Below are 14,745 nucleotides of genomic sequence, written 5' to 3' on the forward strand. Positions count from 1 at the left end.
GTCTGCTTATTCATCTTAATTCGGTGAATTTGCCATCAACCCGTGAATGAAAAGTAAGTTACGATGAACTTACGTGCATTGCTAGGATATGTCTATGAATCATCTTGATCCCCTACTTAAACCCCGTTCAATCGCTGTTGTTGGTGCATCTCAACAAGAAACGCGTGCAGGATATATCGTCATGAACAATTTGTTGCACGGGGATTTTAAAGGTGCGGTGATGCCGGTAACACCAAAATACGATTCTGTCGCGGGCGTCCTCTCTTACAAAAACATCTTATCGCTGCCTATCGTGCCTGACCTTGCTATTTTGTGCACTAATGCGACACGCAATGTGGCTATTTTTGAAGAGTTGGCCGAGAAAGGCATCGCTTCCGTTATTGTGCTCTCCTCCGACATGCAACAGCAAAGTAATAGCGGTGGAACATTTGATGAGAGATGTATTGCAATCGCCAAAGCAAACAATATTCGGGTACTTGGTTCCAATAGCTTGGGAGTTATTGTTCCGTGGTTAAATTTGAATGCCTCTTTCTCTCCGGTGACGGCGCTGCCAGGTAAAATAGCCTTTGTTTCTCAATCCGCTGCAGTGTGTACAACGATTCTAGATTGGGCGAACGATAAAGAGATCGGCTTCTCGGCGTTTATCTCGATAGGTAATGGCAGTGACATAGAATTCTCGGAGCTGTTGGATTATCTGAGTACCGACTCTCACACCGAAGCAATATTGCTTTATGTTGATAGTATTAAAGATGCGAGGCGCTTTATCTCTGCTGCGCGTGCTGCGTCACGTAATAGACGAATTCTGGTATTAAAAGGCGGACGAACAGCTAAAGGCCGAGCGGCGGCAATGCTACATACAGGCGGTGCCGATACGTTAGATATTATCTATGACTCAGCGATCCGACGCAGCGGCATGTTACGAGTTAAGAACTTACATGAACTGTTTGCAGCGGTAGAGACTCTGACTCATTCAGTGCCATTACGTGGAGAGCGCTTGGCTATTGTGACCAACGGCGGCGGCCCTGCGATCATGGCGGTGGATACCCTTTTTGACCGTGGTGGTAAGCTTGCCGAGTTTTCTGAAGATACGCTAGAGAAGCTCAATAAGGTTTTACCATTGAGTTGGTCTCAGAGTAATCCAATCGATATTGTTGGTGACGCCGGTGAGCAACGTTATATCGATACGATAAACATCTTGTTAGATGGTGATGAAGCGGATGCGATTCTTATCATGCACAGCCCTTCTGCGATCGCACATTCAGCTAAAACAGCTGAGCGAATTATTGAAGCCATTAAAAAGCATCCTCGCCACAAGCGATTTAACATCCTAACGAATTGGTCTGGCGAGCTAACAGCAAAGCCAGCACGAAAGTTGTTTACCGAAGCAGGGTTCCCAACCTATCGAACACCTGAAAGTTCAGTGGTCGCATTTATGCACTTGGTCGAGTACAGACGTAACCAGCGTCAGTTAATGGAAACGCCAACCACAGCAGAAAAAGTCCATATTGAAGATCTAGCAGATGCAAAAAATTGGATAGAACGTCAACTACTGGATAAAGACACAGTCAGCCTTGATACGCATCAAAATAGCCAATTTTTCAAGCACTTCAACCTAGATGTATTACCAACTTGGATAGCTTCTGATCCAAGTGAGGCGGTACATATTGCTGAAACGATTGGTTACCCAGTCGCAGTTAAACTACGTTCGCCAGACATTGCACACAAGTCGGACGTGCAAGGTGTCATGCTTAATTTAAGAAACAGCAATGAAGTCGCCAATGCGGCTCAGGCGATTCTCGATCGCTCTCAACTGTCGTTCCCTACTGCGCATATTCATGGCTTGTTAATTCAAGGAATGGCCAAACTCGCCGGCGGGCAGGAGCTACGTGTAAAAGTGACAACGGACGAAACCTTTGGTCCTATCATTTTACTTGGTCAAGGAGGTTCTGAATGGGATGAATCCATTGACGCTGCTGCAGCCTTTCCACCACTCAATATGACACTGGCGCGTTACTTGATCATTCGAGCGATAAAAAGTGGCAAGATTCGTCTGCAAAAACTACCTAACCCGATTGATATTGAAGGTCTCTCTGAATTGTTGGTGCGTATATCTCAGATGGTAGTAGATTGCCCTGAAATACATGATTTGGATATCCATCCAGTACTGGCCAACGGAGACAAGTTCACGATATTAGATGCCGATATCATATTGAAAGCATACCAAGGCGATCCTCAAGAACGTCTTGCGATTCGCCCTTATCCAGTCGAATTGGAAGAGAATATCGTACTTAAGGACGGCACTGAGGTGTTGTTACGCCCGATCCTTCCTGAAGACGAGCCGCTTCATGCTGATTTTATTCATCGTGTATCCAAAGAAGACCTTTACAAGCGTTTCTTTAGTGATGTGGGTGAATTCAATCATGAGGCGTTGGCTAACTTTACTCAGATTGACTTTGATAGAGAAATTGCATTTGTGGTCGTTCGAAAGGAACAAGGCGTACCCGCGATTATTGGCGTATCGAGAGCGTTGATTAACCCAGAGAACACCGATGCAGAGTTCGCTATTCTGATACGTTCCGATCTGAAAGGCGTCGGATTAGGCCGCATTTTGATGACTAAGGTTATTGACTACTGTCGTACCAAGCAGACCAAGCAGATGTCGGGCATGACGATGCCGACCAACCGAGGGATGCTGACACTAGCCCAGAAGCTGGGCTTTGAGCTAGATATCAGTTTTGAAGACGGTACTGCAGATATGGTGTTGCCGTTACTTTAACGCCCATGTTTTTTTGAGGTGTTGAATACACCAAGACTTGGCGTCGCCCATCTTGTTACGTCGCCAAGCCATTACGATGTCGATAGGCTGTGGTTCAGTACCCGAAATCTGTTGTAGAACGCCAGATTCAATCAAAGGTTTAGCAACACTATTCGGTAAGGTGCCAATCCCTAACCCTGCAGTTAGAGCCTCTACCTTGGCTGGGAAGCTTGTCACGGTCAAACGTGGCTGCTTTTCTAGAATATTGATGCTTAATGCTGGTTGGTCACGCGCTGTGTCTGCAATTGCGACAACCCTGTAACTTTCTCTCGCCTTTTGGTCGAAATCACCAGAACGCTTATGAACGTAGTGGTTTGATGCTGCAACCCATACCATTTCCATCTTGCCGATAATGTCACTTTTCATATCGTTCGGTATGGTATCAACCTTTGGGCACACCAATAAATCAGCTCGGCCATCTGAAAGTGATTCCCAACAACCAGCCAAGATCTCTTCTTGTAATCGAACCCTAGTTTTACTTATTTTTCCGAGTTCATCGACCAATGGGAAGAAATTAGCAATCGGAATAATGCCATCAAAGGCAATCGTTAAATCCAACTCCCAGCCATTAGCAAGAATACTCGCGTCATTAACGAGCTGTTCAGTGGCACCAAGAATGATCCTTCCTTGCTCTAATATTAACTGGCCCGCTTCCGTGAAATTTGCACGGTGGCCTGAGCGATCAAAAATCATAATATCTAAGTCTTGTTCTAGCTTCTGGATTTGATAACTCAATGAAGAAGGTGCTCGGTCCATTTCATTAGCCGCTGCCGCAAAGCTTCCACGACGATCAATGGCATCTAATATGTGTAAGGCTTCAAGTGTTATTGGGCTATGCATAACTTTCCTACTTTGTAAGTGAGATCTAAATCACAAAAAGAGAAGCATTCACATGGTGAATGGAACTGAAAAACTCTTTTTAATACATGTGTTTAATAACGCTAATTATGAATTAGTTGATAATATTGAAAATTATTTAAATGCAAATAATAGTAATTATCATTTAGATCCAATATCATCTTTCGCAAATCAAGATGATATTATGGAACTAAGGTAACTATCAGATGTATAAGCAATCCCTACTCTCTGCTTCAATCGTTTTAGCGCTTTCATCAACATCAGCCTTTGCTGAAGATTATGCCCTATTTGACGAGGTTGTTGTATCAGCAACGCGTACCGAACAAAACAAAGAAGACGTTTCAAGCTCAATTGAGTCTGTCTCTGCAAAAGACATAGATAATCAAATGTCTAGCGACATAAAGCAAGCTCTTCAATACACGCCAGGAGTAGAAGCTCAAGGCGGTGGCCGTTTTGGTATTTCAGGCTTTAACATCCGCGGTGTTGAAGGTGATCGCGTTAAACTTATGGTAGATGGAGTTCAACAACCTACACCATATAACCCTGGCGCTTCTGAGCAACGTAAATATTCGAATGCGATCGAAGTCGATACATTAAGTGTCATAGAGGTGAATAAAGGCCCTGCTTCTACGCTTTACGGTTCAGATGCCATTGGTGGTGCAGTACTGCTAAGAACTAAAAATCCAGAGGATATGCTTAGAACTGACGGGGATGAAAACCGTTTTGGCATCAAATCTACCTATACATCTGCAGATGAACAGTTCAAGAACACAGTTTCTTGGGCGATGCGTAAAGATAAGTTAGAAACGATCGTTATGGCGACATACGCTCAAGGCCACGAGACAGAAACTCATTCATCAGGAAGCGAAGTTCAAGGTCCAGATCGTGGTGCAGAGAACCCAGCAGATACGGAATTAAGTAATATCCTAGCCAAAGCATTCTACAATGTATCAGATTCAAATAAGGTTGGAATTACGGTTGAGCATTACCAACGTCAATATGATGAAGATGAGCTAAACTACAATGGCTATCAGCTTATGCCGGGCTTTGTATATACTGATAATTACAACAAAGACACCAACAAACGTTTTCGTGCAACATTGGAACAACAGCTTAAACTAAGCTCTTCAATTGCTGACTCTTTAGACTGGTCTCTAAGTTACCAAGACTCAAGTTCTCTGAATAAAAACTACGATACAACTCGCTTCAACGGACGCCGACTTCGTGAGCGTGATGCATCAGATGTAAACATGCAGCTTGATACACAGCTTTCTAAGCTAGTGAATATTGATGGTGCGGATCACGAATTCACATATGGTTTCACATACCTGAAGAATGACTTTGAGCTCGAAAACTACGACCATAAGTTTGACCGAGGCACTGTTACACCGGGTAGCACTGGTATCCCTGATGCAGAAATAACGCAATGGGGTGTGTTTGTTCAAGACCAAGCATTTTTCATGGAAGACAAGTTGATTGTAACTGGCGGTCTTCGTTATGACTCATTTGTTGCTGACCCATCAACGGATGAAGGCTACAAGACTCAATATGAGAAGAATAAAGATGACGCCGTCACAGCTAAGCTAGGTTCAGTTTACCACATCAATGATAACCTATCGGTATTTGGTCAAGTTGGGCAAGGGTTTAAAGCACCTTCAGTTTACGACCTCTACTACTTCTATACTCGAGGTGCCATCATTGAAGCTAACCCTAACTTGAAAGCCGAAAGAAGTATCTCTTACGAGCTTGGTCTTCGTGGCAATAATGAACATGCTCGCTTTGAACTAAGCACTTTCTACACTGATTACTCTGATTTCATTAACCAGACGAAAACGGGCAAACAAGGCGGTAAAGACGTATACACCAAAGAGAACTTAGATAAAGTAACTATCTATGGTGCAGAGCTTTCTTCAACGATTAATCTAGACACTTTGTTAGACGCACCATTTGGAACCTACACTCGTTTAGCGGTCGCTTATGCTGATGGTGAAGATAAATCTACGGGTAAATCCATTGATTCAGTAGCACCACTAACGGGTACGCTAGGTCTTGGTATCGAACGCGAGACTTTCGGTTCAGCTTTAAATGTTAAGATGGTTGCTGCGAAAGATGAGTGGAACTCTGATGACAACGTAAACGTGGCTGGATACACAGTTGTTGATTTGACTGCTTATTACCGCCCTGTCACGGATTTAACCTTGCGAGCGGGTCTATTCAACGCATTAGACAAAAAATATTGGCTGTACAATGACATGTCAGGCCGTGGGCACGATTCTAAGTTCAACACCGATATTAAGTCTCAGCCGGGTCGTAACTGGGGTATATCTGCAAACTACGAGTTCTAACTGGTTAGAAATCTAGTTCGTTGTAGAGCTAAGTTTATTGAAGACCTAGGTGATTAAAGATCTAGGTCGTTCCAGAATAAAGCCATACAAAAAATACTGTAGAAATTAAAAAGCCAGCTTACGATAAGCTGGCTTTTGTTATTTCACTAAAAGTTGTATCAAAAAGGGGTAAAGTGAAATTATTTCTCTGCCATTTCTTTCTTTACCATTACTGCTGCAGCAATGATAAAAGTGATGATTAGGCCTAGTTCCATGATTAACTCCAAAGAAAATTAACATTAAACATATAATTCGCGAGCATGATAACAACAACCGATACAGAATGATACTTTTTAACCACCAAATCACTTTTTATTCGATTTAGATCAAAAAAGATGCCCTAGAGCATCTTTTTGTACGTTAACCATTCATGAAATCACTCAATCAACCAGGGAAACCATCAGGATTTGTTGATTGCCAGCGCCATGTGTCTTCAGTCATTTCAGCCAGTGTGCGTGTCGCATTCCACCCCAGTTCTTTCTGAGCTTTCGCTGGGTCGGCCCAACACTCCGCGATATCACCTGGACGACGCTCAACGAGTTTATAAGGTATCGCTTGACCGCTCGCTTTCTCGAAGGCTTTAACCATATCTAATACACTTGAACCGTTGCCAGTACCCAGGTTATAGATGTGAAGACCGTCTTTACGCCCTACTTTCTCAAGTGCCGCAATGTGTCCATCAGACAGATCCATGACGTGGATGTAATCACGAACACCAGTGCCATCCTTTGTTGGGTAGTCACTACCAAATACAGATAGGAATTCACGTCGGCCAACTGCAACTTGAGATACAAATGGCATTAGGTTGTTTGGAATACCACTTGGGTCTTCACCGAGTTCACCACTTGGGTGTGAACCTACGGGGTTAAAGTAACGTAATAACGTAATGCTCCAATCGGGGTTAGCCTTTTGGAAGTCAGTTAAGCACTCTTCAACCATGAGCTTGCTACGACCGTAAGGATTGGTTGCGCTTGTGGGAAAATCTTCTGTGATAGGAACACTAGCAGGATCGCCATAAACCGTTGCTGAAGAGCTGAATACTAATATTTTTACGTCAGCGTCACGCATTGCATCGACAAGGACTAACGTGCCATTTACATTGTTATCGTAGTATTCGAGAGGTTTGGCAACAGATTCGCCAACCGCTTTCAGGCCCGCAAAATGAATAACAGCTTCAATATTGTGTTGCTTCATGGTTTCAGTTAAAAGCGCTTTATCACGAATATCACCTTCAATGAAATCAGGACGAACGCCAGATACTTTTTCGATACGTTCTAAAACGCTTGGTTTACTGTTATACAAGTTATCGAAAAGTACAGGTGTCATACCTGCGTTAATCATCTGGATACTTGTGTGGCTACCAATGTAACCCATGCCACCTGTAACTAAAACATTCATGTTTAGCCGACCTTTAATTAAAACCACTTAACGTATCACTTATGATACAACAGCTTAGGGTTGAGACACAAACGCCTATGGCAGATACACTGCACGAGAGAACAAAAATCGACCGGTGCGTTTCGCTTAGCCGTTCCTTCATTGCCAACCTTCAGAGTTACACCAATGTCGCCATATGATTCATCACCCTATGTTTGCTCCATAAACTGGAAACAAAGTAGATGGAACGCTGTTTGTCGATTGCTTCTTTTTCAATTATCTTTAACCATAGTTTCTATACGTTATTGATGAAAGGAAGCATTTTTCACAATCTGTTCTTTAGCGGGTTTGATACATGCCGTGACCTTATAGTAGATGCAGTTTTTGGTGTCGAAAATTTGAGTTAGGTCACTGTTTATTTATGGTATTTATAAGACCGTCATTACTCACCTCAACGTAAAGGGTTAGCACCACGTGACAACGAAGATTTTGCTTAATTGCGACATGGGAGAAAGTTTCGGCAATTGGAAGATGGGCGATGACGAGTCGGTCATGGAATGGGTCGATATGGCAAACATCGCTTGTGGCTTTCACGCGTCTGATCCGCACGTTATGTCTAAGACCATAAAACTGGCGCAGTACTATCACACCCAAATTGGTGCCCACCCTGGTTATCAAGATTTAGTTGGGTTTGGTCGCCGTTCTATTCCTCATACCATGGACGAGATCAGTGAGCTAGTTTGTTATCAAGTCGGTGCACTACAAGCGCTGTGCCGCTATCACCACACCTCTGTTGGCTATGTGAAACCTCATGGCGCCCTTTACAACGATATGATGGCGAACATTGATGTGTTTAATGCCGTTGCCCAAGCCGTCGCTGAATTTAACATCCCCCTAATGATCCTCTCTTCGTCAGACAATCAGCAGTATTTAGATATTGCTGACGATCATGATTTACCCCTCTTGTTTGAAGCGTTTGCTGACCGTGCATACTTGAATAATGGGCAGTTATCGCCGCGAACTCAAAAAGGCTCGGTTTACGTTAATCAGGACGACATCTACAACCAAGTCATGCAAATCATTAACTACGGTTCAGTCACAACGCTCGAAGGTGAACGACTCCCTATTGAAGCCGACACGATTTGTGTCCACGGCGATAATCCACAATCGATCGCATTGATAAAGAAAATCAGACAAGACCTCAACGCTTTTAACTAATATGAAGCGTGTGATTGGTATGGCGCATGGCCTTATCGCTCGCCTTACGAGCACCTAACCAATTGCTCGTAAGGTCTAATTGCTTTGTATTGGTTTGGACACGGAAGTGAGATGCGCCAAATAAGTAAACAAAAGGCAAGTAAGCTAGTAAAAGGCAAGCAAACAAACGTATGGAAACGAAATGACGACGAATCAAATTGAATTCAATATAGCGCCAGTCGCGGAATGCAGCGTTTTGGTCACCTTGACGCTATCGCCTTCAAATAGTCAATCTAACAGCGAATATGCGCAGTACATGGCTCATCTTTCCAATGCCATTCGCCAAAACTTGGCATCTATATTGATGAATGTGACACCGGCTTACCACACCATTCTGGTTGACTACTTACCTTATCGAATTTCCGAAAAGAAACTCATCGAACAACTCAACACCTTATTGAGTCATGCTATTTCGTCCTTATCTAGTGTTAGTTACACTCGTGACACTATCGAGCTTCCCGCTTATTACTCACCAGAAACGGCTCTCGACTTAGGCCGATATCAAGACAAAGGCCTGTCGCTCGACGATATTATTCAATATCACACCTCACAGACATACAGCGTCAGTGCGATTGGATTTACGCCTGGCTTTGCGTTTATGTCTGATGTGGTCAATGAGCTTGCTTTGCCCCGTCATTCAACCCCACGTTTAAGTGTACCGAAAGGCAGTATCGCCATCGCAGATACGAAAACGGCGGTGTACCCTTCGGACTCACCGGGTGGCTGGAATATTATTGGCAATTGCCCGCTTCCGTTGTTCGATCACAGCCAATTGAAGAACGCTGATACCACGCAAACGCCGCTGTCTCTACTTAATGTCGGTGACACAGTCCGTTTCATCGCGATTTCAAAACAAGAATTTGTTGAACTCAGGTTTATGGAGATTAGTGGAGGTGTCGCTAATGGTTAAGACTAAAGCCAAACCAACGCTGACAGTCATTAAGCCCGGCCCGTTGAGTTTGATTCAAGACTTCGGACGATTTGGTGTCGCTCATCTCGGGTTGACACAAGGTGGCCCTGTTGATGATTACTCGTATAGCTGGGCCAATCACCTGCTCGGAAACCCAGTCAACCAAGCAGTGTTGGAAATCACGCTTGGGCAATGCGCGTTACGAATCGATTTTGATTGTGAGATGGCATTATGTGGTGGCGATTTACAAGCGAAGCTCGATGGTAAACCACTGTCGAACTGGCGTACTTTTCAAGCTTTCTCAGGGCAAGTCCTCTCATTTGGTTTACCTAAAAATGGTCTAAGGGCGTATTTAGCTGTTAAGGGGGGCTTCGATGTTCCATCAACTCTTGATAGCTGTTCTACGGTGACTCGTGAAAAGATTGGTGGATTAACGCAAGATGGACAGCCATGCCAGCAAGGGCAACACATTGCTTTTACCCAACACCAACTCTCTCGCTCGTTTCAAGCGTTGAGTGTCACCTTCCGATACACGCCTAATTACAACCTACCAGTGAACCTGCGAGTGATTGAAGGCTATCAAAGCGAGCTGTTCACTGGTTCAGCAAAAGAGACTTTGTATAACGCACAGTATCACGTTGACCAAAATTCAAATCGCATGGGCTATCGACTGAGTGGTCAATCGATTGATTCACCTGATATTTCGCTATTGTCTGAAGGCATTGCCTTAGGTGCGATTCAAATCCCCCAAGATGGGCAACCTATCGTGTTGCTTAATGACAGACAGACTATTGGTGGCTATCCGAAGATTGGATGTGTCGCCAGAATCGATTTACCGCGCTTAGCACAAGCCAAACCTGGACATAAAGTCTCGTTTAGTAAAGGGGATCGCTTAGGATTACAAGATGTGTGGTGCCAGTGGGCTCAATTTTTCGGCTACTAGTTTTTGCGATGTGTTATGTGCTAATTGCTATGTAGCTAAGAATCATTAGCTAGAGAGATGTCATTCGGATAAGTTTCGGTATCTAAGCAGGCATTTGAATGAAGATTCGGCTTACCTATCGCGCAAGCCGAATTGAAGATGTTTAGCGTAGTAGATTATGACTGAGTATTAAGCGTGATCTTGGCCTGATACCTTTGCAAGGGCTTCTGGGTATCCGCGTTCTTGTGTCAAATCTATCGCTTTATTCTCAATATTCTTTAGATTAAGTGACATTGTCACTGAGTGTGTATTTTCAATCGATACTGACTCTGCGACATCAAACCAATGCTCAGCGACCTTTTGCGCTGCCTCTAAGGTTGAAGATGCTTTGACTACTTCAAGTCGAGCATAGCGATCACCACAGAATGACACGTCTGAAGCTCTTAAGCTCGGATCGGTTCCCGGAATCTGCTGTGCACCGAACAAAGGCTTACCACCTACCAGTGCAGAGCTAAAACTTGGGATGAACTGAGACATATGCGTTATCGCAGCGCGAGTTCTTAATTCGAGCTGCTCTTCACTCCAACCTGATACGATTTTCTTAAGAAGCTTAGAAGGCAACTGAGGCTGTGATGAATCTGTTGATGATGAAACAAGCCCACCCTCAAACAGAGTAATCCCTTCTGTCATACCGTGAAGTTGGAATACACCATCAGCGTACGGTGTTAACTGAGCCATGCCTTGCGGTGTGCCTCTCGGGCCATGGAAGATAACCTCTGGCCACTCTTCCTTACATTCTTGCGAATACGGCCACTGCGTAACGTATGCGGCTTTGAACTCAACAAGCCTTTGTTGCTTAGAACCGACAAAGTCATCCACGATGCCCGTTTCAAAGCCACTTGCATTAATCAAGTAGTCGGTCGTTAGGTGACAGCTTTGGTTCTCAGCGTCTGTATAAGTCAAAGACCAACCTTGCTCTAACGATTCAACAGATTGTAATCGGCTGTTGGTTAACACGGTACAATTAGACTGTTGCCCCAAAGAGAGTTGAGCGGTTGCAGATAAGCGGAATACGCTCCAGCCATACTCTTGAACCATAGCAACAGGATACTTAAGGGTTTCTAGATCCGTATGTTTAGCGAAAGGAATACACCATTCATCAAGCGATGTTGGTTTCAGAGGCTGAGTTTGAGCTGCAAGTGCTAGTAACTCTTCTTTACTATACAGCTTGTAATACTCTTCCGGATTACCAAGCACTTGGTTGCTTTTATCTTGACTAACAAGATCAGCATAAGCGTTCTTGATTCTCTTTAGGCGCGGAAGAAGATCCAACGGCTCTCCACCATCACTGTGTGGAACAGCGATAATTGTCGGACGAATATTGATCGTATGGGGAAACAAGCGGACGGTATCAATTGACTGAGTGAGCAACTGAAGACACTGCTCTACAGAAATATCTCGATACAAATTGCCACCAGCATGCAGATGGCAAATTGGTGGACCATTAACCAAACTCGGTCCTTTTTCCAAAATAGTGACCTTATAACCCAACTCACTAAAATGAATTGCGCTCGTCGTTCCGGCAATACCACCACCAACAATGGCAATAGAAGGCTGATTTGTATCCGTTTTGTTGTGGTTCATCGTGTTCTGTAGAATATGATTAACTGCCGCTATTCTACTTTTGTTCTGCTACGAATTAAAACACATTTTTATCAAGGTCTTAGATAGGCAGTATTTAATATCTATGTAAAAAACCTAAATAATCTCTTGACTCAATAACTCCAGATTGAGTTTTAAAGGTTATTATAACCGTCACATTTGTCCTAAGTGACGCCACATAAAGGCTGCCTCAGTACTCTTAAAACATTGATGTTAACTTATCCCTAAAGTTATCCACCGTTTTTGTGGATAACTGTTGATAACGTTCTTGCTAAGTTGCGCAAACCCTTTGTTTACAGGGACTAACCGCTGTTCATTAAATCGGCATTATTGCGCAATTAGTTTTAAAAAATACTAAAAAAATGGGAAATTAAGGTGCGATGTTCGTAACTTGTGCTATGCATTGGTCAAATAAAAAGCGGTCTAAAGCGACGCCTTATAAATAGTGCATGACTAAATATAAATAATGTCACTTTTAGACCGTTTTAAGCATTTGTGAGATCTCGCTAGCAACTAGCCAAAATCCTTGTTTACTGGTGCCAACAAACGTTTGATTAAGCTATTCACTACCGCGGCCAATGTGATAAACGTCAGCACGGGTAGCGCTATCCACAGTATTGGGTGGAGTGAAGGTTCTAACTCAAAGCCAAAGTTCATTACCCCTGCAACACTGAGTTCAGAACCTAGCGCAGCAATTGAGCCAGCTACTAACGCCATCACCCCGTATTCACACCAAATAGTGTTGAGAATACGCTTCTTACTCGCGCCTAAGGTTCGGTACAAGCGTATCTCTTGTTGTCTTTGAGATAAGCTCAGTCGCAACAGAGTGAAGATAAGCAATAGCCCCGCTACCACACCCAAAGCCGCAAGTACGGTTATCGACCAAACAATCTGTTTGAGCAACTCTTGGATCTTGCTACCCATTTTACGAATATCCATCAAACTCACGGTTGGGTGATTTCGAGAGAGTTCGTTGAGCATCTGATTATGTTGTTCTTCTAGTCGGAAACTCACGAGCCAAGTAGAAGGAATAGAGCTCAAAACATCTGGCGTAAATATGAAGTAGAAATTCGGCTTCATTTCTCGCCACTCTACTTTTCGGATGCTGTTCACCTTGGCAGAGACATTCTGGCTGTTGATTGTGAACGATAGCTCATCGCCGATCTTTAGACCCAGCTGATCCGCGACATCGGATTCCACAGATACGCCCTGCTCTTGTGTCCAACTGCCTTCTAACACTTCATTGTACTCAGGAAGGCTATCCCCCCAAGTGAAGTTGATTTCGCGGCTTAATGCATCTGTTTCTTCTGAGGTCTCGCTGTATTTCGCCGCCTCAACGCCGTTAATGGTTGTGAGCCTTCCTCGTATAATTGGAAACGCTTGAGTACGCTCTACTTCGTTTGCATCAATCGTCTCGAGATAACTGTCTTTCTCATAGCTCGCAATATTCAGCGCAAACGCATTTGGCGCGTTTTCAGGCAAGGTTTGCTGCCAATCCGACAGCAAGTCACTTCTCACTAGCCATATGATCGATAGCAGCATCAAAGACAGCGCTAAAGAACCAAATTGAATCCCTGTTGCTAATGGTGTGCGATTAATTCGGCTCAATGCCAAACGCATAGATGTCGACGTCGGCAGCTTACCGACCAAACGCAGAACAAGCGTGCTCACAATCGCAAGCACTAAGAACAGGCAAGCGATACCCGCTAGAACTATCCATACCAACAGGTTATCGCCGTACATCAGCATCATTGGAATAATAGGCACCAGCAACAACAGGTATTTCTTGTAGCTTTCATTAGACTGGTGACTTGATTGAATCACGCTGATTGCCGAAGTGCTTACCAAGCCAATTAACGGAATACCAAGAGCAGGCACACCAATGAGAATGCTTGATAAAATCGCCAAAATGACAGGTTCAATACCATAGCTAGGAAGTGGTGTTGGTAATAAGTCGCCCAGAGGTATACGAAGCAAAAATTCTAAGCCGATACCGATGGTAATTCCCAGTACTGCACCAATAACCACCAACAGAGACACCTGTACGGACAACCATTTAACGATCCACTGCTTGCTCGCACCTAAACTCTTAAGCATCGCAATGGTTTTACGACGACTCGCAACATAATGTTGGCAAGTGAGTACCAAAGTGGTCGCAGCCATGATCACAACGATAGCAACCGTTAGCGATAAGTATTGAGTCGTACTTTCGAACATCTCGTTGGTACGACTGGCTGAGTCTTGTGTACGCCAGCGATCACTTGGTGTCAGTTCGATACTGTCTTGTGCTGCTTTGAGTTTCGATTCATCACCATTTAAAAACAATCTAAAGCTAACGCGGCTACCTGGTTGGATTGCGCCTGTCGCTTCAACATCGTTATTGTGAATCAGAACTGCAGGCATTTGTTGGAAAGGGTTAAAACTCAAGCCCGGTTCTTGCGCGATACGCCCTGTGATTGTTAAATCGGCATCGCCTATCGTGACATTGTCACCTATCTCAACTTCTAGCTGAGCAAATATACGCTCATCAAGCCACAATTCCCCCGGTTCAACATGATTG

9 protein-coding genes are annotated in these 14,745 nt (G+C 43.9%); 5 read left to right on the forward strand and 4 right to left on the reverse strand.

The annotated features are described in order from the left end of the window. Positions 1 to 94: 94 nt before the first annotated feature. Complete coding sequence (locus MED222_RS19425) at positions 95 to 2,776, forward strand: bifunctional acetate--CoA ligase family protein/GNAT family N-acetyltransferase (RefSeq protein WP_009845373.1); 2,682 nt, start codon at positions 95 to 97, stop codon at positions 2,774 to 2,776. On the opposite strand, the gene MED222_RS19420 is transcribed toward MED222_RS19425, so the two are convergent. Then, positions 2,768 to 3,655 carry a LysR family transcriptional regulator gene (locus tag MED222_RS19420; RefSeq protein ID WP_009845374.1) on the reverse strand — a complete coding sequence of 296 codons (888 nt, stop codon included), beginning with the start codon at positions 3,653 to 3,655 and terminating at the stop codon, positions 2,768 to 2,770. The two genes, MED222_RS19425 and MED222_RS19420, sit on opposite strands and share 9 nt — an antisense overlap. Before the next feature lie 224 nt (positions 3,656 to 3,879). Here MED222_RS19420 and MED222_RS19415 point away from each other — a divergent pair, with 224 nt between their 5' ends. Continuing rightward, positions 3,880 to 6,018, forward strand: a complete 2,139-nt coding sequence (locus MED222_RS19415; protein ID WP_009845376.1) for a TonB-dependent hemoglobin/transferrin/lactoferrin family receptor — start codon at positions 3,880 to 3,882, stop codon at positions 6,016 to 6,018. A 423-nt stretch (positions 6,019 to 6,441) separates the two neighbouring features. Here the strand turns inward: MED222_RS19415 and galE are convergent, their stop codons facing one another. Continuing rightward, the gene (galE, locus tag MED222_RS19410; protein ID WP_009845377.1) at positions 6,442 to 7,455 is read right to left on the reverse strand and encodes a UDP-glucose 4-epimerase GalE; all 1,014 of its coding nucleotides are present in this window, start codon (positions 7,453 to 7,455) and stop codon (positions 6,442 to 6,444) included. 453 nt (positions 7,456 to 7,908) lie between these two features. On the opposite strand from galE, the gene MED222_RS19405 reads away from it, so the two are divergent. From MED222_RS19405 to MED222_RS19395, 3 genes are all read left to right on the forward strand, one after another. After that, positions 7,909 to 8,652, forward strand: coding sequence for a 5-oxoprolinase subunit PxpA (locus tag MED222_RS19405; protein WP_032555051.1), 744 nt, complete (start codon positions 7,909 to 7,911; stop codon positions 8,650 to 8,652). A 181-nt stretch (positions 8,653 to 8,833) separates the two neighbouring features. Continuing rightward, complete coding sequence (locus MED222_RS19400) at positions 8,834 to 9,601, forward strand: 5-oxoprolinase subunit B family protein (protein WP_009845379.1); 768 nt, start codon at positions 8,834 to 8,836, stop codon at positions 9,599 to 9,601. Then, complete coding sequence (locus tag MED222_RS19395; RefSeq protein ID WP_009845380.1) at positions 9,594 to 10,544, forward strand: biotin-dependent carboxyltransferase family protein; 951 nt, start codon at positions 9,594 to 9,596, stop codon at positions 10,542 to 10,544. The genes MED222_RS19400 and MED222_RS19395 overlap by 8 nt, the downstream gene beginning before the upstream one ends. 168 nt (positions 10,545 to 10,712) lie before the next feature. Here the strand turns inward: MED222_RS19395 and MED222_RS19390 are convergent, their stop codons facing one another. Continuing rightward, positions 10,713 to 12,167, reverse strand: a complete 1,455-nt coding sequence (locus MED222_RS19390; RefSeq protein WP_009845381.1) for an FAD-dependent oxidoreductase — start codon at positions 12,165 to 12,167, stop codon at positions 10,713 to 10,715. Positions 12,168 to 12,698: 531 nt separating this feature from the next. After that, positions 12,699 to 14,745: ABC transporter permease (locus tag MED222_RS19385; protein WP_009845382.1), on the reverse strand; the 2,047-nt coding region annotated here is incomplete at its 5' end.

Source organism: Vibrio sp. MED222, assembly GCF_000153005.1.
Classification (GTDB): Bacteria; Pseudomonadota; Gammaproteobacteria; order Enterobacterales; family Vibrionaceae; genus Vibrio; species Vibrio tasmaniensis_A.